Source organism: Desulfobacter sp. (assembly GCF_050177295.1).
In genome coordinates this window covers 20,748-40,809 of the sequence record NZ_JBFXHE010000001.1, presented here as the reverse complement: position 1 = coordinate 40,809, position 20,062 = coordinate 20,748, and the positions used below count along the sequence as shown (strand labels likewise).

Annotated in this window: 17 protein-coding genes; 7 read left to right on the top strand and 10 right to left on the bottom strand. The window is 48.8% G+C overall.

All coding sequences use genetic code 11. The features are described from left to right. Window positions 1–12 precede the first annotated feature (12 nt). From AB7U36_RS00190 to AB7U36_RS00180, 3 genes are read left to right on the top strand one after another with little or no spacing between them, the layout of a single operon-like run. A complete protein-coding gene (locus tag AB7U36_RS00190) occupies window positions 13–978 on the top strand; it encodes a hypothetical protein (RefSeq protein ID WP_428157780.1) in 966 nt (321 codons plus the stop codon). Next, complete coding sequence (locus tag AB7U36_RS00185; protein WP_428157779.1) at window positions 965–2,233, top strand: radical SAM protein; 1,269 nt, start codon at window positions 965–967, stop codon at window positions 2,231–2,233. The genes AB7U36_RS00190 and AB7U36_RS00185 overlap by 14 nt, the downstream gene beginning before the upstream one ends. Window positions 2,234–2,236: 3 nt before the next feature. Further along, window positions 2,237–3,157, top strand: a complete 921-nt coding sequence (locus tag AB7U36_RS00180) for a hypothetical protein (RefSeq protein WP_428157778.1) — start codon at window positions 2,237–2,239, stop codon at window positions 3,155–3,157. Here the strand turns inward: AB7U36_RS00180 and AB7U36_RS00175 are convergent. After that, window positions 3,152–4,918 (bottom strand): radical SAM protein, encoded by a 1,767-nt coding sequence (locus AB7U36_RS00175; RefSeq protein WP_428157777.1) that lies wholly within the window; start codon window positions 4,916–4,918, stop codon window positions 3,152–3,154. The two genes, AB7U36_RS00180 and AB7U36_RS00175, sit on opposite strands and share 6 nt — an antisense overlap. Before the next feature lie 492 nt (window positions 4,919–5,410). On the opposite strand from AB7U36_RS00175, the gene AB7U36_RS00170 reads away from it, so the two are divergent. From AB7U36_RS00170 to AB7U36_RS00160, 3 genes are all read left to right on the top strand, one after another. Next, window positions 5,411–6,637 carry an argininosuccinate synthase gene (locus AB7U36_RS00170; protein WP_428157776.1) on the top strand — a complete coding sequence of 409 codons (1,227 nt, stop codon included), beginning with the start codon at window positions 5,411–5,413 and terminating at the stop codon, window positions 6,635–6,637. A gap of 350 nt (window positions 6,638–6,987) precedes the next feature. Next, complete coding sequence (locus tag AB7U36_RS00165; RefSeq protein ID WP_428157775.1) at window positions 6,988–7,722, top strand: PAS domain S-box protein; 735 nt, start codon at window positions 6,988–6,990, stop codon at window positions 7,720–7,722. 284 nt (window positions 7,723–8,006) lie between these two features. Beyond that, window positions 8,007–8,960: a radical SAM protein gene (locus AB7U36_RS00160; protein WP_428157774.1), complete on the top strand. Its 954-nt coding sequence runs from the start codon at window positions 8,007–8,009 to the stop codon at window positions 8,958–8,960. On the opposite strand, the gene epmA is transcribed toward AB7U36_RS00160, so the two are convergent. The 3 genes from epmA to AB7U36_RS00145 are packed head-to-tail and all read right to left on the bottom strand — an operon-like array spanning window position 8,957 to window position 12,911. Next, window positions 8,957–9,868, bottom strand: a complete 912-nt coding sequence (epmA, locus tag AB7U36_RS00155) for an EF-P lysine aminoacylase EpmA (protein WP_428157773.1) — start codon at window positions 9,866–9,868, stop codon at window positions 8,957–8,959. The genes AB7U36_RS00160 and epmA overlap by 4 nt on opposite strands. Window positions 9,869–9,892: 24 nt before the next feature. Beyond that, window positions 9,893–11,206 carry a histone deacetylase family protein gene (locus tag AB7U36_RS00150; protein WP_428157772.1) on the bottom strand — a complete coding sequence of 438 codons (1,314 nt, stop codon included), beginning with the start codon at window positions 11,204–11,206 and terminating at the stop codon, window positions 9,893–9,895. 10 nt (window positions 11,207–11,216) lie between these two features. After that, entirely contained in the window at window positions 11,217–12,911 is a 1,695-nt protein-coding gene (locus tag AB7U36_RS00145) for a hydantoinase/oxoprolinase family protein (RefSeq protein WP_428157800.1), read from the bottom strand. 165 nt (window positions 12,912–13,076) lie between these two features. Here AB7U36_RS00145 and AB7U36_RS00140 point away from each other — a divergent pair, with 165 nt between their 5' ends. Continuing rightward, entirely contained in the window at window positions 13,077–13,799 is a 723-nt protein-coding gene (locus AB7U36_RS00140) for an enoyl-CoA hydratase/isomerase family protein (protein WP_428157771.1), read from the top strand. A gap of 8 nt (window positions 13,800–13,807) precedes the next feature. Here the strand turns inward: AB7U36_RS00140 and AB7U36_RS00135 are convergent, their stop codons facing one another. From AB7U36_RS00135 to AB7U36_RS00110, 6 genes are read right to left on the bottom strand one after another with little or no spacing between them, the layout of a single operon-like run. After that, window positions 13,808–14,704, bottom strand: a complete 897-nt coding sequence (locus AB7U36_RS00135; RefSeq protein WP_428157770.1) for a selenium metabolism-associated LysR family transcriptional regulator — start codon at window positions 14,702–14,704, stop codon at window positions 13,808–13,810. 31 nt (window positions 14,705–14,735) lie between these two features. Then, a complete protein-coding gene (gene coaD / locus AB7U36_RS00130) occupies window positions 14,736–15,260 on the bottom strand; it encodes a pantetheine-phosphate adenylyltransferase (protein WP_428157769.1) in 525 nt (174 codons plus the stop codon). Further along, on the bottom strand, window positions 15,214–15,825 hold the full coding sequence (gene rsmD / locus AB7U36_RS00125; protein WP_428157768.1) for a 16S rRNA (guanine(966)-N(2))-methyltransferase RsmD: 612 nt from the start codon (window positions 15,823–15,825) through the stop codon (window positions 15,214–15,216). Before rsmD ends, coaD begins: the two co-directional genes overlap by 47 nt. A gap of 13 nt (window positions 15,826–15,838) precedes the next feature. Continuing rightward, window positions 15,839–17,197: a sigma-54-dependent transcriptional regulator gene (locus AB7U36_RS00120; RefSeq protein WP_428157767.1), complete on the bottom strand. Its 1,359-nt coding sequence runs from the start codon at window positions 17,195–17,197 to the stop codon at window positions 15,839–15,841. A gap of 31 nt (window positions 17,198–17,228) precedes the next feature. Further along, on the bottom strand, window positions 17,229–19,451 hold the full coding sequence (locus tag AB7U36_RS00115; protein WP_428157766.1) for an ATP-binding protein: 2,223 nt from the start codon (window positions 19,449–19,451) through the stop codon (window positions 17,229–17,231). 14 nt (window positions 19,452–19,465) lie between these two features. Continuing rightward, a complete protein-coding gene (locus AB7U36_RS00110) occupies window positions 19,466–20,059 on the bottom strand; it encodes a DUF4390 domain-containing protein (protein ID WP_428157765.1) in 594 nt (197 codons plus the stop codon). Window positions 20,060–20,062: the final 3 nt, after the last annotated feature.

Sequence of the window (20,062 nt, the reverse complement as noted above, 5' to 3'; positions counted from 1 at the left end):
AGGCAACCAGTTATGGAATATTCAGAAACTAAACAACACAAAACACCGTTGGGCGGTAATCCGGCCGGGAACAGTCCTGCGGAACCCGTGGGGGCATTTCCCCTTGAATATTGTGATAAAAACGAGGTGCAGCTTGACTACACGATGCGCCCTTACCATTCCGGGGACGCTTCTGCCACCCCTTGGCTCCGCAATGTCAATCTGCTCTATCTATTCCTGGATAACAGCCATGAGAAGGAAAGGTGGCGACGCCTGATAAATGGGATCCGTGGTGAGCTTGGAGAAAACCGAACGGTCTGGGGCATAAAAATGGATGGAAAAAAGGTAAGTATGGAACTCTATTTTTATTTTCGTTCCTTGTCCGCCTCCAGCACTCCGCCGGACAGGCCGGGGGATATCCCGCCCCAGATAACCTGGCCGGATATAAAACAGGCTCTGTCAAAATCATTCTGTATTATCCCGGATTACCCGGTCCCGGCGCCGGCAGTTATGGTGAGTGTCGATGTCGACGATACGGTTTTGGGCAGAGGAGAAATAGATATGTTGCACATCTATACCGGAAGCGGTCTCTCCTATGACGTAACGCTGAAATCAATCGAGCATGTCAACACCTATCATTTTTTTGAGTTAGCCGAACAGCCCAGGCTGGAAGAAATGGTGAGACATCTGACAAACGGCATGATGCATTCGGCTGTCTGCGGGGTCGATATCCAGCATGTTTTGCTTCCCCAGCTCTACTCCTGCCGCACAATCTGCCTGGCAGCCAAGAGGTTTACCGACGGTATCTATTTCAGCGGCATTAAACTAAACCAGTTGGCGTGGTTTCTCAAACAATATGATTGGCCAGGGCCTGTTTGTGACTTTGTCTTGGAAAACGGTCCCGGGCTTTCCCATTTGAGATGGGATGTGGGACTGGACTTCACCGGAAACAACGGCCGTATACAATGGAAAAAAAGAGGAATCTATGGCACCTTGTAGAACAGCCGGCCTGTCCCCGGAAGGGGCGCAGACCCTTGCGGTCACTTATAATTGCGAAAACCGGTGCACAATCTGTTTTGTGGAAGGGTTGAGAAACAAAGTGCCGCCAATGGATATGGAGACCTTCAAAAAACACGTGGATGACCAGAGGTGCCGCCCAAAATTCAACCGCCTGGTTCTGTCAGGCGGCGAAGTCGCCCTGGATACGGATTTCATACGCCGTGTGGAATATGCCGCAGCCAGCCGGTCGTATCAAAAGATCCGGATACAGACCAATGCCTGCGGTTTTGCCGATCCTGCATTTACCCGGGAAATCATAAACGCCGGTGTGGATGAATTTTATGTTTCGCTCCACGCGGCATCTCAAACGCTTGACCGAAAGATAACCCGGAATGGCAAGAACTTCAGTGCCAAAATAAAGGGAATTGAAAATATTCTGGCCTGCGGAGGCACTTTGATCACCTGTACGGTTGTTTTTTCCACCAACCTTTGTCAACTGGAAAAGACGGCAGAATTCATCGCAGAATTCGCCCCTGCGCGCGCGGAATTTTACAATCTCGTTGCGGTTGCGCCGGCGCATAATGCTTTAATGGCCCGGCTTTCGCTTATCAAACCACGCCTCTTGTCATCCATGAATATCCTGACGTCACAAGGGATCAATACCGCTTCGACGTTTATACCGAAATGTTTATTGGAACATCACCGGGACCGTCATACCCATCACCTGCCCCAAACCGTTATTGATCCCGGATTCTGGAAATGCTACCCCGGATTCGCCTGTTTCTATGAAAAGACCTGCCGCTGGCACGGCCAGTGTGAAGGCCTCTCCTTTCCGTATTTATCCCAATTCGGATGGGAGACCCGGATTCTGAAACCTGAGCCCGTAATGCCGGAAGAAAAGAGGCGCCCGGGACCTGAAAAAAGCTTCACCGCAACTGATGAAGAGTGGCTAACGCTTTTTAAAGGACCGGACGGCGGCCTGCTTACGGAGACCTCACTTTGGCGGCTGGAGGGGATCCGCAGGCAAAAAAGAAGGGTGAGGTTCCAAATGGTCTGCCCGGGGGGCAGCCGGCATATACTAATGCTGGAACCACGGGATGACACCCGAAAACGGCACGGACAGACCACCGGCTTCAATGTTACCCTTTTGGAACTGCCGCCCCCGAAAACCGAATCCGGATTCAAGCGCCGGTTGCGCTTAACGCTGATGGCCCTGCTCCGCCGAAATGATGACGGGCGTATGGCTTTGGAGTGATGCATGCATATGCCTGACCGGATTATGCAAAACTGGTTCTCCCTCGTTCGAAAAGGCATGGCCGGATTGAACCAGGCCGAGTCTCATCTTGGCTCTTCGGTTCTGCCGGTGATGGAGAAAAACCTGGCTCACATTTATCTGGCGGACCATAAAAAATTTTCCAATATTTTTGAACCCTCGATCCAGTGGACAGAAGGCAGGTGCTCAATCTACCGTTTCTCGTACAGTTTTCCGCTGTTCCGGGAACGCAAAGAAACCGTATATGATAATTTGGCAATGCTGGTGTCACCGTTGGGAAATCAATATAAAAACTGGATTGACAAAATAATCCGGAAAGCCTGGATTTACGGTGCTGAGCAGCTGCTGTTCGGAACGGAAGTGATTGATTCAAAAAATTTTCGTTTCAAATTATACCTTCAGTTTCCGCCCCAAAGCATTCCGCAAAAGGCAAAAATACTTTACCAACTGGGGATACCGGTTTTGGGAGAAAAGGAACGGCTGTCACTTTCAAGACTTCACCTGGTCGGAATTGATTTCGGTCAAGGGGGCATATCACGGATTAAGACTTACTACCTGTACAATAGAATTAACCTGACGCATCAACCTGGGAGATTTTTTTCCCTCCCTTTTTTTAATTATCTTAAATCGCTGGGCTACACTCAACTGACCGACGTCGTTTCAATCAGGAGAATCAAAGGTAAAGGGGCGATTGAAGGGACCAATGTTTCGGAAATTGATCTTTCTCTGGAAAAAAACGGCATTACCTGGAAAACCGTTGGCAATTTTATTCAATCCCGGGGATATGAATTCGACCTGAACATTTACGAAGACTTAAGATCGAATTTTCAAATACGGGAGAACCGGCTCTCCTTTTCAATACATCATACCGGCAAACTGACACTCTATTACCTGGTCGGATCATGAGAACGGAACCCGGGCATTTTTTTCAGCCTCAATCAACCAGAAATTGTTCCTTTTTTCCTTGCCATCGCTTTTGAAACAACTGATGAATCCGGCTTTTTCCAGTATTATTTCAGCATCTTCCATATCTGAATTCCTGTAATGTTGATACATCCGGCCATCCATGCGCCATGCATTTTGGAAACCGGATCCGGCTATGCCAAAGATATCGTTCTCGATGACGATCAATTTACCATGGGGTTTCAACACCCTTTGCATGACCCTCAATCCCCGATCCAGGTCCTTTATGTGGTTAAAACTTCCCAAAAGGAGTATATAATCAAACTTCACATTTCCGGGTTTGAAACGTTCAATGGTCCGGTTTATCAAAAAGGCTTCAGGATATTTTAATACAGCCCTGTCAAATTTTTGTTTATCCGGTTCAATACCGGTATACCGGATTTTGCCTTTCAATACCTGAAAAAACAGATCTTCGAAAACCATATCCCCGAATCCGACATCCAGCACATCACCCCTGATATTCGTCAAATTTTTAGGAATGTCGTCTAAATCAAAAACAGTCTCCGTCCCGGCCGAATAGATCCCGGGACAGGCCTTATCGCAATTTTTACATCCGGCAAGCCTCTCCATCTTCACCATGCACTCAAAACCGCTATCCCCGGATACCCCGGAAGAATCAAATGTATTCGCACCGTTCATCAGGTAGAGATGCCCTTTATGTATGGCAGATAAAAAATTCCGGGGTTTGAAAAAACTGCTCTCGGCCTCGAACAAGTGATAGGAATTGGAACCTTGCATGACGATCTGTTTGAAATAGGAGGGGAAAGAGGAGACCGATTCAAGTAAACAATTTTTACCGGCCCCTCTGATTTCGGCAATTTCCCGAAATACAAAATAATTCGGAACTGGTTCGACGATGGGTTTCAAGTCCGCCGTATCACTCCCTGCATAAGGGCCTTCGCAAACTTCAGTATAGGAACATCCAGAACAGATACCGTTTTTTCCCCTTTCACTTTCATCGGTTCGATGAAATCCATTTTCAAAAACCTCGCTCATATAATAGATACGATTGCTTTCCAAATTGTCGAACTTGAACCGATATGATGGGTCGATGAGGCAATACGGCAATCCGTCATAGTAGCAAGAAACCCCGATTTTTTGAGCAGCCGCCATGGCTTCATTCACCTTTTCCCCGGCATGTTTTAATCCGGCATCTATTTCACCATGATGCGATTTCATCAAACCTTTCAGTTCCGGATAGGAGAATTTGATTGTATCGATTCGATTTTTTGCGGAAAACTCCGGGAAATTCTTCAGATAATCAACGTTCTGACTTGTGATGACGCAATTGAGTATAATCTCGGGTTTTTCAATATAACGCACTATATTTTGAATCCCTGCCAACGTCTGTTCAAACGCGCCTTTGGTAGATGTGAGGTAATCGTGAATTTCCGAGCTATGCGAATGTAATGACACATAAAAATAATTTGAACCGGCGTTGCGAATCATTTTCAAAAAGCCGGCATAGGAAAACATCCTGGCGTTTGTAATAAAACCGGAAGCGATTGATTTATGCCTCAAATATTGCATGATCTTGCCAAGTTCCGGGTAAATCGTGGGTTCGCCCCCAGACAGGATAATCTGATCAATACCCAGGTAACGGGCCTGGTCGATTTTGTCAAATATATCCTCAATTTTATTCTGTCTGTTTTTGTATTGATGACAATGGCAAAACTTGCATTGATTGTTGCATCGATAATGCAATTTGATTATGGCTCGATTCCGATTTATCATGCACCCCCTCGCTGGCTTCTTATCCGATTCTAATATAGTTCTAATTTTAAGAGTATGTGGTCTTTTTCCCGGCATGTCAAATCAGGGTTGGAACAGGTAATCTTTTTCTTTGCCGTTCATTTAGGCCAGCTACATCAGTGATGTCCGGTTAGGGTTTTGCATTTTGATTTTTTGATTTTGCCCCGTCTTTATAAGGCTGCCATTAATTGATACGAGATCACCCAATTCTTCTTATGAATTAAGAAGCACCTCTGAGGTTTATTTATAGGGAGGATTATACTTCATAATCCGTATGAGCTATCTGAAATTTGGCATCAGACGGCGAACGATAAATTACATGACGATTGCCCTATGTGCTTGACTGTTATCTGTTTTTTTGCGTTAATACCTTGTGTTTGAAGTAACATAGGACCGTAAAATAACATTTTCGGCCAAATACCCAATGAATTGAAGGAGTTTTTAATGGCAAAGGAAAAAGTGGTTCTGGCGTATTCAGGCGGACTGGATACCTCGGTCATTCTCAAATGGCTGCTGGAACAGGGGTACGAAGTATTTGCATACATGGCTGACATTGGCCAGGATGAAGATTTTCAGGCCGCAGAACAAAAAGCCCTTAAAATCGGTGCGTCAAAAGTGTTCATCGAAGATATGAAAAAGGAATTTGTCACCGATTATATATTCCCCGTTTTCAAATCAAATACAGTTTACGAAGGCCGCTATCTTTTAGGTACAGCCATTGCCCGTCCCATCATTGCCAAAAAGCAGATTGACATCGCAAAGCAAGTGGGGGCCCGGTATGTGTCCCACGGCGCCACGGGCAAAGGAAACGACCAGGTTCGGTTTGAACTCTCCTACTATGCCCTGAATCCGGCCATAAAAGTCATTGCACCGTGGAAAAACCCGGACTTTCTCAATGCATTCCAGGGCCGCTCCGACCTTCTGGCCTATGCGGAAAAGCACGAGATTCCCACCAAGCAGACCGCAGCCAAGCCGTATAGCGAAGATGATAACCTGTTGCACATTTCCCATGAAGCTGGGATTCTTGAAGACCCCGGCGCAGTATGCGATGAAAGCATCTATTCCCGCACCGTATCCCCGGAAAAGGCCCCGGATACCCCCACACGCATCACCATTGAATTCAAAAACGGAATTCCGGTCAAGGTGAAAAACCTGGAAGACGGCACCGAAAAAACAGATGCCCTGGAATTATTTTTGTATCTTAACCAACTGGGGGCGCAAAACGGCATAGGCCGTCTGGACATGGTGGAAAACCGGTTTGTGGGCATCAAATCCAGGGGGGTTTACGAGACGCCAGGCGGGGCCATTCTGCACGAGGCACACAAGGACATTGAAGGCATTGCCATGGACCGTGAGGTCATGCGTCTCCGGGATATGCTGGCACCCAGGCTCGGGGAACTGGTTTACTACGGCTTCTGGTTCAGCCCTGAAATGGAATTTCTCATGGCAGCAATGGACAAAAGCCAGGAACTTATTGACGGCGAAGTGACCCTGAAACTGTTCAAAGGGGTGGCCTATCCGATCTCCAGAACCTCCCCATCTTCCCTGTACAACCAGAACCTGTCCTCCATGGATATCACCGGCGGCTACAACCAGGAAGATGCCGAAGGCTTCATCCGCGTCAACGCCATCCGCCTGATGGCCCACAGGGGCATCACCGACAAAAACTAAAAAAGTTTTAAATTCCGGCACGGCTTTTGCTGTGCCGGAGTGTTTGTTTACACCGCTCCGGTTAATTTTTCATGATTAGACAAGGATGACCCCAATGAAATCGACTTCTCATCCGCAAAACCAGCGAAATAAGCACTGCGAAAAAAGGAGATCCTCTATTTGGCGTTTAGAACTGGCCATAATGGTATTTTCGATGGTATTGCCTGGGCTGGTGGCGGTATGCGCCCCAAAGCGCCTTTCAGCGGCACCCCCCACCAATAAGGCGGTTTTCCTGACCAGGGAAGAACGTCTCTGGCTTGGGGCGCATAACGGTGTCATATATAGAAAAGAACTTACCGAGAATTGACCTCATGCTTGTCCGCGACAACCTCGAAGGGTTACAAGCGGTATCGTTTGGCAGAATAGACGCCATGGTAACCGACTTGGCAACAGCATCCCACACAATTGATCACCACGGCATCACAAATCTTAAAATTTGCCGTTTTCTGCCCGGCGGTGAATTGACCTATGTCAATGAGGCTTATAGTAAATATCTCGGCAAGACAGCCGAAACACTGTTCGGTTCCTCTTTTTTGTCACTTATTCCCAAGGAAGCACACGAACAGGTTAAGCACGCGTTATCCACTCTAACGGCCGAATCTCCGGCCCAGTCCAACGAGCATAAAGCGCTTGCACTGGATGGCGAAATCCGCTGGCAGCGATGGACCAACAGAGCGCTGTTTGACGCCGGGGGAAAGGTCGTGGCGTTTCAGTCCATTGGCGAGGACATCACGGACCATGTGCGGGCCGATATTATCGGCTATACCCTGGATGAAATATCACCCGTATCCATAGATACGTGGATAAAGTTCTGTCACCCCGAAGATCTGAAAGAATCCAACCGGTTGCTCCTAATCATTCATGCAGGAGCGATTTGCGAGCCTTCGAGTTCGCCTCTGTTCGGGCTGGCGCTCGTTGAAGACATCACAGAGCGGAATAAGGCAGTGGGCAAGATGACCATTGAAACGGGCAACACGACATTCGATGAAGCTTATTGCGCGGTTCACGCTGGCTTTATACCCGGAGAATTTGCAATGCTGGCTTAAGAGAAAGGGGTACACCTTGATCGCGGCCGGCACCTGACCGAAAACATTTGTAATCACTATCCCGATCTCAAGTGCCTGTTCATGTCAGGATACACAGCTAATGTGATCGCACACCGCGGGGTCTTGGACGAGGGCGTCAACTTCATCCAGAAACCGTTCTCAATGGATGACCTGTTTGTAAAAGTGCGGGAGGTGCTGGAGAAAAAATAAGTGTACAAAAACAGCCCATGAAAAATGAAATCATTCAAATCAATGCCAACGTTGCATGCATAACAAGGAGTTTCATGAGATATAACCATATATTCGGCCCGGTCCCTTCAAGGCGTCTTGGGCTTTCCCTGGGCGTGGATCTTGTATGTCACAAAACCTGTACCCTGGATTGTATTTACTGCGAGTGCGGACCGACCACCAACCTGACCCTTGAGAGAAAGGAATATGTTCCCTTTGACGAGGTTCAAGCAGAACTTTCCCATTATTTTGAAAACCATCCTGACCCGGACTATGTGACATTTTCAGGTTCTGGAGAGCCCACCTTAAGTCCGGACATCGGCAAGGTCATTGCGTTTATCAAAGAAAAAAGGGCAAAAATCCGGGTAGCTGTACTGACCAATGCCACCTTGCTGTCCGACCCCGTGGTCAGAACGGATCTTAGCAGGGCCGATCTGGTCATGCCTTCCCTGGATGCCGTGACCCCCGAGACCTTTAAAAAGATCAACCGGCCTGCCGGACAGCTTGAGATTCATGAGGTTATTGACGGACTCAACGCGTTTGCCGGGTCTTTCCAGGGAGAACTCTGGCTGGAGGTGTTTATCCTGCCCGGGATCAACGATGCCAAAGCAGAACTTGAAATCCTGGGAAAAATCATCCGGGACATCAGCCCTGCCCGGGTTCAACTCAATACCCTGGACCGCCCCGGGGCTGTAACAGGGCTTAAACCCGCTTCAAAACAGGATCTTGACCGGGTGGCCGGGATTATTGATGCCGGCAATGTGGAGATCATTGCCCGTGTAAAGGATCTGGCATCAGGCGACCATATCAGCGACGATCAGATGGAAGCCATGGTTATGGAAACCATTCACCGCCGTCCCTGCACCGTGGAAGACCTGACTGCGGCCTTGAACCTTGAAAAGGGAAAACTTGAAATTTTGATAAAACAGCTGATTCTGGAAAATAAAGTTGAATCTGTCCTTCAGAAGCGGGGCATGTTTTACCAGACCATAAAAGATCCCCGGAATTAAAGCCACTCGGGCGGGAAAGCCACAACCTGCTCAATATCCGGGGCATCGCAGAACAGCATGACAAGACGGTCCATGCCAAGGGCAATGCCGGCAGCGGGCGGCATCAAGGCAAGGTCGGATAAAAACTTTTCAGGCAGCGGCAGTTTTGTCTTACCCTGGCTGACGCGCAGTTCATTTTCCGTTTCAAACCGTTTTCTCTGGAGTTCGGGGTCGGTCAGCTCCGTGAATCCGTTGGCCAGTTCAATGCCTGCGACATACATTTCAAACCGTTGGGCCGTATCCGGTTTTTCAGGATGGACCGCAGAAAGGCTGGCCATGGATATGGGGTAATCATAGAGAAAGCAGGGACGGGTTGTGCCTAAATGGGGTTCAATATCAAAACTTAGAATCTCATCAAAGCGCCCGGATTCAAGGGCCTCGTCCAAAGAAATATCGGAATAATGCTCAAACGCCCCGGCAACCGAAATCCGCTCAAAGGCGCCTGCCAGGTCCAGGGATGCGCCCTGATAGACCAGGCGTCCCGGTGTGCCCACGCCTTGTGCAATATGGCGCAAAAGGCCCTGGCACTGATCCATGAGGTCCTCATATGTCTTATGGGCAGCATACCACTCAAGAAGTGTCAGTTCAGGTAAATGGCGCTGACCGCGTTCACCCTGGCGAAAGCATTTGCAGATCTGGAAAATTTTGTCTGCACTCCGGGCCAAGAGCCGTTTCATGCACAGTTCCGGTGAGGCCTGAAGATATGCGCCCTGGGATGTCACCGGATCAATATGGGCTTCGGGAATGACTGATGGGCACCGAAGCGGGGTTTCCACCTCGAAAAAATCCATGGAACGGAAAAAATCCCTTGTCAATTCGCTGACAAGGGATCTTTTTTTTAAATTTTCCAACAATTGGGAACCTGGCATCTTTTTTTGCTTTGGGTGCAGGGCCTATTGTTTGATCTCATACAAATCTTTTGTCCGGTCCTGAAGATAGATGCGCTGGTACTTGGTTTTATCTGCCTGGTCATAAAATTCATAGCCCTGCTCCTGGCAGGCCCTGCAGGCATTGATGGGAATATGAACGCCCAGAACATGATGGCCTGGCATGGCCTTGGAATCCACCTCAAAACTGCCGCCGCAATCCCTGCAGACCCGTATTTTTTCTTTCTGGCGGTCAAAAATATTATCCGTGTCATAAAAAACTTCACGGTGGCGGATCATAATCTGCCCGGGTTCCCCGGCGGCTTCTCTCATTTCATACCGCTGATCCCAGTAGGTCATGATCTGATCGCAGGTATTTTTGATTTTGTCCGTAATACTCACCGACTGTTTGAGCCTTTCCGGATTATAATCCGGTTCCACCACGCCGGAATAATCAATACCTGCCATGGCAAGGATAATACCCAGGTTGACATAAGGCAGGGCACCTTCAATGGCGTATCCCCCTTCAAGGACCGCAATGTCCGGCTTAAGCATGGCGGTCAGACGCGCATACCCCTGGGCCGAAAAATTCATATTGGTCAAAGGGTCTGTATAGTGGTTGTCCTGGCCGGCGGAATTCACCACAAGATCAGGCTTGAATGCCTTAAGTACCGGCAGCACACAATTTTCAATAACATAGAGATACCCTGTGGTGGAAGTCCCCGGGGGAAGCGGGATATTCAAATTGGACCCCTTGGCATTGGGACCTCCCAGTTCACCGGGAAAGCCTGTGCCCGGATACAGGGTCCGGCCGTCCTGGTGCAGCGAGATAAACAGCACATCAGGATCATGCCAGAAAATATCATTGGTGCCGTCTCCGTGGTGGCAGTCGGTATCAATGATGGCAATACGTTTGACCCCGAACTGGGAACGGATATATTCCACCATGACCGCTTCGACATTGATATGACAGAACCCCCGGCCTCCGTGGGTCACCCGCATGGAATGATGTCCCGGAGGTCTGACCAGAGCAAAGCCGTTTTTGACCTCTTTTAACATAACGGCATTGGCAATGGCCTTGGCACCGCCGGCAGATATCAGATGGGATTTGGTTGTAACGGTATGTTCATCAGGCACACAGAAATGGGCTCTTTGTAAATCTTTGGGCGTTACAATTTCAGGTTTGTACTCTATAATTTCGGGTATATCAAAAACCCCTTCTTCGGTTACCTGGTCCTGGGTATACAGAAGCCGCTCTTCCCTTTCAGGGTGGGTGGGATCAATGGCCCAGTCAAATGCAGGAAAAAAGACCAGCCCGGTTTTATGAGATGCGTTTAACATGGTATCCCCTTTAACTTCCTTGGGCCTGCCGGTTAAGCATTGATTCATACCCATGTATCAGGCCGGGTTTAAGCTGAATTTTAGTCCGAAGAATTTTTCCCCTGGGAGAAAAATTGCGCACAATATTAAACTCCTGAAATTCCACCACTTCCACCTCGTTGAGATTGTCGGGATCAGCCCCTGCATTTTCCGCCTTGTCCTTAAGCAGGCTGTAAGCGGTCTCCTCCAGATCGTCCCGGGAGAAAGATTTGGAAACAGGCTCGGCAAAATCCTCTTCATGGGCGGTTACCACGCCCTGCTCTGTGTCTGCATTCACCGTGACCTCACAGGTGGTCCTGGCAAGAGCCGCGCCAATGGCATTTGCCACTGAAGCATAGGGAACCGCAATGGTTTCAAGCTGATACATATCCTGGATCTTGTCGGCGAAGAATCTGGCCGGCCCCCCCATGAGAAGAATCGTGTCCGGACTGAACTTGTACCCTTCAAGGAAATCATGGACCGTATAAACAGGCTTGGCATTCAAGGTATCTATCATCTCAAAGGTTTTTTTCAAAATGATGTTGCAGCAGATTTTAAAGATATGTTCCGCAGCCTGTTTTTCTTCCATGCCCAGCTGATCTGCAATGGACTTTATACCCTGCCGGGCCCGGTCCTGGTCCCCCGCTTCCATGAGCCCTAAAACCACCAGGGCGTCCGTGGGTGTGGGCACAGGCCCGCCAAAGGCCATGGCCGGCCCCATACGGTCCGGTCCCACCGTAAGCTTGCGCTTTTCATTGACCCTTAGGGCTGAGTCGCCGCCAATACCTTTGGAATCCGTTCTCAGGGACCGAATCAGACTTTTGTATCCCCCGCGCTGGATGCCCACGGGTTCAAGCAATGGAATTTTATCCACCAGAAATGCAATATCCGTGGTGGTACCGCCGATATCAAGGACAACGGCATCCTGGCCTTCAGGGGCATAGGGAATCGCCCCCATGATACTGGCTGCAGGCCCTGACAAAACCGTCTGGGCCGGAAATGCCATTGAGGCACCCAATGTCATGGTGCCGCCGTCAGCCTTGAGAATCTGAATGGGTACGGTCAGCCCCATCTCCTCAAGGGATTGCTCAACGGCCTGGAAAAACTCTTTGTGCAGGGGATATACGGCCGCGTTCATGTGGGTTGTTGCAATGCGCCGGGGAAAATTCAGATTGCCGGAAACATGGTGCCCCAGAAAAATCTGTTTAAACTGCGTGTTTAATATCCGCTTGATCAAAATTTCATGGGAAGGATTTCGGACGCAGAATTTACTAACCACCCCCACATACTCAATGCCGGCCTTTTTGAGATTGTCACCCACAGCCCGGATTTCCATCTCATTAACCGGCTCTATTTCCCGGCCACGGTGGTTGATGGAGCCGCCCACGGCATAGTAGTGATCCCCGGTCCTGAAATTTTGAGGATCTATGCCCGGTCCGGCCGAAACAATCATACCCACCGGTGTCACGGTCTGCTGGACAATGGCGTTGGTGGTCAGGGTGGTGGAGATGACAACCCGCTCAATACATCCCGGATCAACGTCTTCAAGAATCAAAGTAAACCCTGAAAGAACGCTTTTAAACAAATTGTCCGGCTGGGTGGGCACCTTTACATGTTTTTGTACACCTTTTCTGCTGAGAAAAACAACATCTGTATGTGTGCCTCCGACATCTAATCCTAAAATCATGGCGTCTTCCTTGGCATAACGATTTTCGCCGAAATATACGGTATTCACAAAAGCTTGTCAGAAATCGATTCGCTTGTCAATGAAGTTTTAGTCCCTTGAAATATGGCATTATTTAATTTATCTTCCGAATATTATATTTATTTTCTAAATTAACAGGAGGGCGTTTTGGCCGTTGTCCAATGGAAGAGAAAAGATGCTGTGGCAATCGTTTCGATGTGTAACGCTGCCAACCGGATGAACAAACTTTTTGCACAGGATTTTACCCGGTGTCTTGATCAGGTAGAGGCAGATGCCCAAGTGAAATCCATGATCCTTACCGCCACGGATGAAAAAAACTTTTCCCAGGGTGTTGATGTGGAATGGATCGGTGAAAGATTAGCTGCCGGGCAAAAGCAGGACATCATTGACTTCATGTATGGAATGAACGATGTGTTCAAGCGCCTGCTGCTTTTTCCCGTACCTGTGATTGCTGCCATCAACGGCCATGCCTTTGGCAACGGTGCCATTTTAAGCTGTGCCTGCGATTTCAGGTTCATGAGAAAAGACAAAGGATTTTTTTGTTTTCCTGAAGTGGATGTCAGCATTCCCCTTCTGCCCGGCATGATCGCTGTTGTACGCAAGGCTGTACCCGAATACATGTTCAATCATATGCTGCTGTCCGGCCAACGGATGACCGCAGCGGATCTTGAGATGACCAATGTGCTTGTCAAAGCCTGTGAAAACCAGGAAGAACTGATGAAGGATGCCATGGCCTTTGCCGCAGGGTTTGACAAAAAGCGCGGTATTTTCCGGGAACTGAAAAAAAGGATGCACAGGGAACGGATCCAGAGAATGGATGAACAGGACCCCGAATTTATTGATGCGCTGAACCTGTTTGTCACCGAATGATAATACGTTCAGACCGATACCTGGTCCTTTAAAAATTGAATAAATTTTTCACATATGGGGGACCGGGTTCTCTTCCGGGACAGGGTCAGATAAAAATTTCTGGACAGGTCAAGGTCTTCAACACTCAGAGCATGCAGACGCCCTCTGGCCAGGTCCTCGGCCACGGCAATGGTGGAGAGAATGGAGATGCCCACATTGTTGAGAATGCCCTGAATGACTGAAACACAATTTCCCATGGTCACGGCAGGCTCAAGCCGGGATACGTCAACCCTGGCCTTTTCCATACTTGAGATCACGGTTTTCCAGGTACCTGACCCCGGTTCCCGGGCAATGAGTGGCTGGGACAGCAACGCCTTGCAGGTCACACTTGTCCTGTGTGCCCATTCATGGCCGGTGGGCACGACGAGTTTCATTTCATCTTCAACCAGTTTCTCCTGGACAATGTCGGGATCACTGGTTTTTGCACCCACCACGCCCAGCTCCAGTTCACCGTCTTTGACAGCCCGGGTGATCTGGTCGGTATCTCCGACCGTCAGAAGAATGGATACATCCGGAAAAGCGGTTTTAAATCCCCCCATCATCCTGGGAAGGATATACCCGGCAGGAATGGTTGACCCGCCGATGAGAAGCTGTCCCTTGGTATGCCCTAGAAAATCCAGCATGGCGGACTGAGTTTCCTGTTTCAGCGCCAGCATCTGTTTGGCATAGCCATACAGGATCGCACCGGCCCGGGTCGGCTCGGTCACCTTGCCCAGCCTGTCCAGCAGGCGGCATTGGAAATGAGCCTCCAGTTCCTTGATATGGGTGGACACTGTGGGCTGGGATAAATGAATCTGTTCTGATGCCCTGGAAAAACTTTTCTGTTCAACCACGGAAACAAAAATATGAAGCTGCCACAAGTCCACGTTTATATATCCTTTAAATTGACTTAAGTTATCAGGTCACTGTCCGGGCAAATTTCTCCTTTACCCTGCGTTCCACGGTTTCGGGAACCATATCCGAGATATCCCCGCCAAACCGGGCCACCTCCTTAATAATGGACGAGGAGGTAAAAATCCAGCGCAATCCGGTCATAAGAAAGACCGACTGGACCTCCCTATTGAGCTTTCTGTTCATCAGCGCCATCTGAAATTCATTGTCAAAATCAGAGAGCGCCCGCATGCCCCGGATAATGGCCACGGCCTTTTTCATTCGGGCATATTCAACAAGAAGCCCATCAAAGGTCTCCACCTCAATCCTTGCGGGGTCCACCTCCACCGATGGGTCTTTAAAACATTCTTCGATTATGGAGATACGCTCCTTGGGGGAGAACAACGGTTTTTTTTTAGACGGATTGTGCAGCACCCCCACGATCACATGGTCAAAAATTTCCTGGGCCCGTCTGATGACGTCAACATGTCCGTTTGTCAGGGGGTCAAAGGAACCGGGGTAAATGGCAATTTTCCGTTCTGGGGCAGTCATACGCATCCTTGTCGTCTGTGGCGGATTTCCGCCAAAATGTAAGAGTTGTCCTTGAGTATTTTTTTTCCAGGTATTTGTCAAGGCTGTTTACGGGGTTGTTAAGGGTTTCTTTGGCAGACTGTTCCACAATGATAATTGCCCCGGGTGCAAGGAGTTCTGAAAAACCTGGTTTCCCAAGCACCTGTTCGGGATACCCTTTATTGTACGGGGGATCCATGAAAATCAGATCAAAGGGCTGATGGAATACCGGTAAAGACGCGTTGACCAGGTCATGGCAGATAATCCGGGCCTGATCCGCCATCCGGCACAAATCAATGTTCTGTTTGATCACATTGCAGGAAGACCGGGCCGCTTCCACAAACACGGCAGATTCCGCCCCGCGGCTCAAGGCTTCAAGCCCCAAGGCACCGGTACCGGCAAACATGTCCAGCACCCTTTTTGCCCGGATACCGGGGCCAAGGATATTGAATATAGCTTCTCTGGCCCGGTCCGAGGTGGGACGAATATCTTTTCCCTGGATCTGGACAAGTTTTCTGCCCCGGCAGGCACCACTGATAATACGCATCGGTTAATACGCATCAATTTTTAGATATTCTTTTTTTGACAAAGTTCAGGCTTGTTCCCATATGTTTGGCAGCAGCCTGGAGATCTCCGTCCATCCGATCCACCTTTGAACGGATAAATTCCGTTTCAAAAGCTGCTTTTGCCTGGTCCAGTTTTTCCATGGTAAAAATCCGGGTGCGCGCTTCACCTGTCTCAGGCAAAATTTCAATCCCGGGGTTGTAAGGCCCGGGGATATCCTCTTTCCCGATAACCTGGCTTTCCACCATAATGGATAAGCGCTCCATCAAATTTTTAAGTTCCCTGACATTGCCTTTCCAATGCCATTGTTTTAAAAGCTCAAGGGCCTCCTTGGACAGCGTTTTCTTAAATGCAGAGGACCTTTCAGCCAGTTGACTTAAAAAAAAATCCACCAGTATGGGGATATCGTCGATCCTTTCCCTTAGGGCCGGAACATGGATAGGTATGACATTGAGCCTGAAAAACAGGTCTTCCCTGAACCGGCCTTCTTTGATTTCCGCTTCAAGATCTTTGTTGGATGAAGCGATCACACGCACGTCCATGTGCAGGGTACGGCTGGAACCGATGCGCTGGAAGGTTTTGGATTCCAGGGCCCGCAGCATTTTGGCCTGGGTACTGGTACTCATATCCCCTATTTCATCCAGAAACAGGGTCCCGCCTGCTGCCAGTTCGAATTTGCCTCTGTTTTTTGCCGTGGCCCCTTCAAAGGCCCCTTTCTCATGGCCGAACAGTTCAGGTTCCAGGTGCGCTTCGGGTATGGCCGCACAGTTGATAATGATAAAGGGACCTTCGGGACGTGTACTGAACTGGTGAATGGTGCGGGCCACCATCTCCTTGCCCGTGCCGTTTTCACCCGTGATCAGGATGGAGGTATCTGTGGGCGCAGCAGCCATAATTTCGCCGTAAAGTTTCCGGACTGCCGGGCTTGTGCCGGTAATGGAATTTTTTTCAATGGCTTTCTTGCGAAGGTACCGGTTCTCTTCCTCAAGTTTTCTGAAATTCAGGGCATTGTTGATGGTGAGTATCACCTTGTCAATGGATAACGGTTTTTCCAGGAAATCAAAGGCACCGGATTTCGTGGCATCCACGGCAGATTCAATGGAGCCGTGGCCTGTGATCATGACCACCGGCAGGCTGGGGTGATGCTGTTTGATCTCTTTGAGGGTGTCAATGCCGTCCATGCCCGGCATCCAGATGTCCAGCAGCACAATGTCCGGGGAATGGGAGTCAATTTTTTTAAGGGCTTCATATCCGTTGAATGCATGCATGACTTCGAATCCGTCATCGGAAAGAATACCTTCCAGGGAATCAATAATGGTGGATTCGTCATCAACAATCAGGACTGCCGGGTACATATTAAATCCTTTCTATATTTAGTATTTGCCATCAGGGCCCTTCGGCAGGCAGTTCAATGATAAATTTGGCGCCCCGGGGTTGATTGTCCTGGACCCGGATCACGCCGTTGTGGTCTGAAATAATGGAGTTCACAATGGCAAGCCCAAGTCCCATACCCGTTTTCTTGGTGGAAAAATAGGGTTCAAACAGCTTGGTCTTGTCCTTGTCTGAAATACCCTTTCCATTGTCTGCGATTTCAATGCGGACGATTTTAAGAATAGGGTCATAGGAGAGATCAATCACAATGAAGCCTTTTTTGTTCACGGCGTAAACCGCATTGTCAATAAGATTGATAAAGGCCTGCTTCATGTGCTGATGATCCAGTTTCAAGGTGGGGATATTGTCCTTGAACCGGGTCTGGATGTCCACCTGTTCCAACCCTTCCTTATACAGGGCAACGCTTTCAAGAATAATATTTTCAATGCGGGCCGAAGCAAAATTAGTATCCGGAAATTTGGCAAAGGCGGCAAACTGGTTCACCAGGTTCCGGATCAGATCAACATGCTCCACAATGGTGTCTGCACATCTGCTGAAAACCTCATCATCAATGATTTTGCCGTATTTTCGTTTAAGGCGCTGGGCAGACAGCTTAATGGGGGTTAACGGATTTTTCACCTCATGGGCAATGCGGCGGGCTACCTCCCGCCAGGCCACTAAGCGCTGGGCTCTTTCGAGTTCAGTCACGTCATCAAACACCAGTACAGCCCCCAGATTTTGGCCGGTATCGTCCTTGAGCGTGGTACAATTCAATGAAAAATGCTTGGGTACGCCGGCCACGGTGGCGGAGACAGGAATCTTGAAATGGGTGCCCCCCTGCTCTGCCTGTTCAAATATCTTGCTGGCCAAAGCCAGGTATTCTTCTGTCAGGACTTTTTTTAAATTTTTATTAAGGATATCATGGCTGTCAAGATCCAGCATGGACTCGGCAGCCTTGTTCATGGTGGTGATCGTCCCCTCATTGTCAATGGATACAACACCGGCAGAAATGTTTTTTAAAACGATCTCAATGTACTGGCGGCTTTTTTTCAACTCGACATTCTGCTGTTTGAGCATGCTTTCGGACAGGGCGATCTGCCGGCGGCCCTCGGCGAGCTGGCGGGTCATGGAGTTGAAACTTTCAATCAGGGTACCGATCTCATCGTCGGTCTTGAAATCGATTTGATATTCCATGTCACCATCTATGATCCGCTGGGTGCCCTCGGCAAATTTCATAATGGGAATGGTAATGGACTTGGCAATATGGAAGCCAAACCACACCGCACAGAAAATAACAAGGAGCGCCACAATGGACAAGGCAATGTAATAGGAAATCTGGGCCGGCCTCTTTGTCAGTTTGAGCTGATGGTACTCTTCCACGCCTTTGAGAATGGATTTTAAATTTTCAGACAGATCCGGGGTCATCAGGGTGGTGATCACAATAAATCCGGCAGCCTTGTCCGGTGCCACCTCAAAGGGGATGGTGCATACGGTGCGTAAAAATTCCCCCTGGTCCATGGTCTGGTAAACGGCGTAACTGGTGCTGCCATCCGGGATGCTCCTTAATTCCGTGGTGGTCAGCAGTCCAAAATGCATGTTCTCCAGTTCGCTGGCTAAAGAGAGGCTTACCCGCTGGGCATCCGGGGTGTAGACCTCTACGGCGTGGCGGTTAAAGGCCCGCTGGATCACCTGGGTATACCGGGTGAGTTTTTCCTGGTTTTCAGGCTTGAGCAGATCCCGGGAATGGATCTGAAACGCCCCCCGTTTGGCAAAAAAGGCATTTTTTTCTTCAATATAATCATACAGGGTTTGTCCTACGGACAGAGAGGCGTCCAGGGTCTGCTCCACAGGGGCATTGAACCAGAAGGCAATGGAGGTGGATATAAACTGGATGGAAAAAAAGAACAGCACTGTGGTGGGCAAAAGGGCCAGGACAACAAAAGCAATGGTCAGGCGGGTCTTTATTTTGGAACCCAGGATGTTATTTTTTCTCTCATAGTAGAGTTTGGCAAGATTCCTGAAAACCAGCAGCAGAAGGGTAAGCAGCAAAAGCAGGTTGATGTTTATCAAAATGAACATCAGCACGGTGGATGACAGGGGCAGCTCCGTGTCAAAGGGAGTGATGCGGGTTTCAAGCACCGTCAGAACCCCCACGGCCAGAACAAGGCATAAAATGGCAACGCCTTCTCTTTTCCGACCGGACCGTTTTTGTCCTGTATCCTGGGGTATCTGGGTCATAGATGCTATATCGGTTAATAGGTGAAATTAATCACATACCAGTCCGTTTCAAAATCCCAGTAGGAGACAAAGAAAAAAACATAGTGCAGCCACAGGGGCAACGTGACTTTTTCAAGTTCAGCCTTGATCCGGATCTGGTACTTGTCTCCTTTTACCAGCTGGTTAATGGGCACTACCTTCAGGTTATCAATTTCGGTCATCCAGGTCTTTGCCGCATCAAAGGATTTTGTGACCAACGGCGGGTCATCCTTCCATTGGCAGACAACCGCGTATTCCTGTTTCATGGAATTGTATTTTATTGTTGCACTGGTTTTGATATCAATGATCTTCTTGTCAAACAGACTGCTTGACGTTTTGTACAAGGTTACATAGAACGTAAAGGAGGTGGGAATGCCATTATCAATGGCCTGGGTGTTTTTTTCATTAAAGGCATTTTCCACCCTGAAATAAGCAAGCAGATCATCCCGGGTGTTGGCCAGTTTGATATGGGAGAGAAGCGCATCGTCATGGGCAAGGGCGATTGCCGGGGCAATAAAAAGAATGCCCGTGATAAAAAAAACAATAGCAAATAAAAATCTTGTACCCGCACCTTTAATTATCATTGACATTGA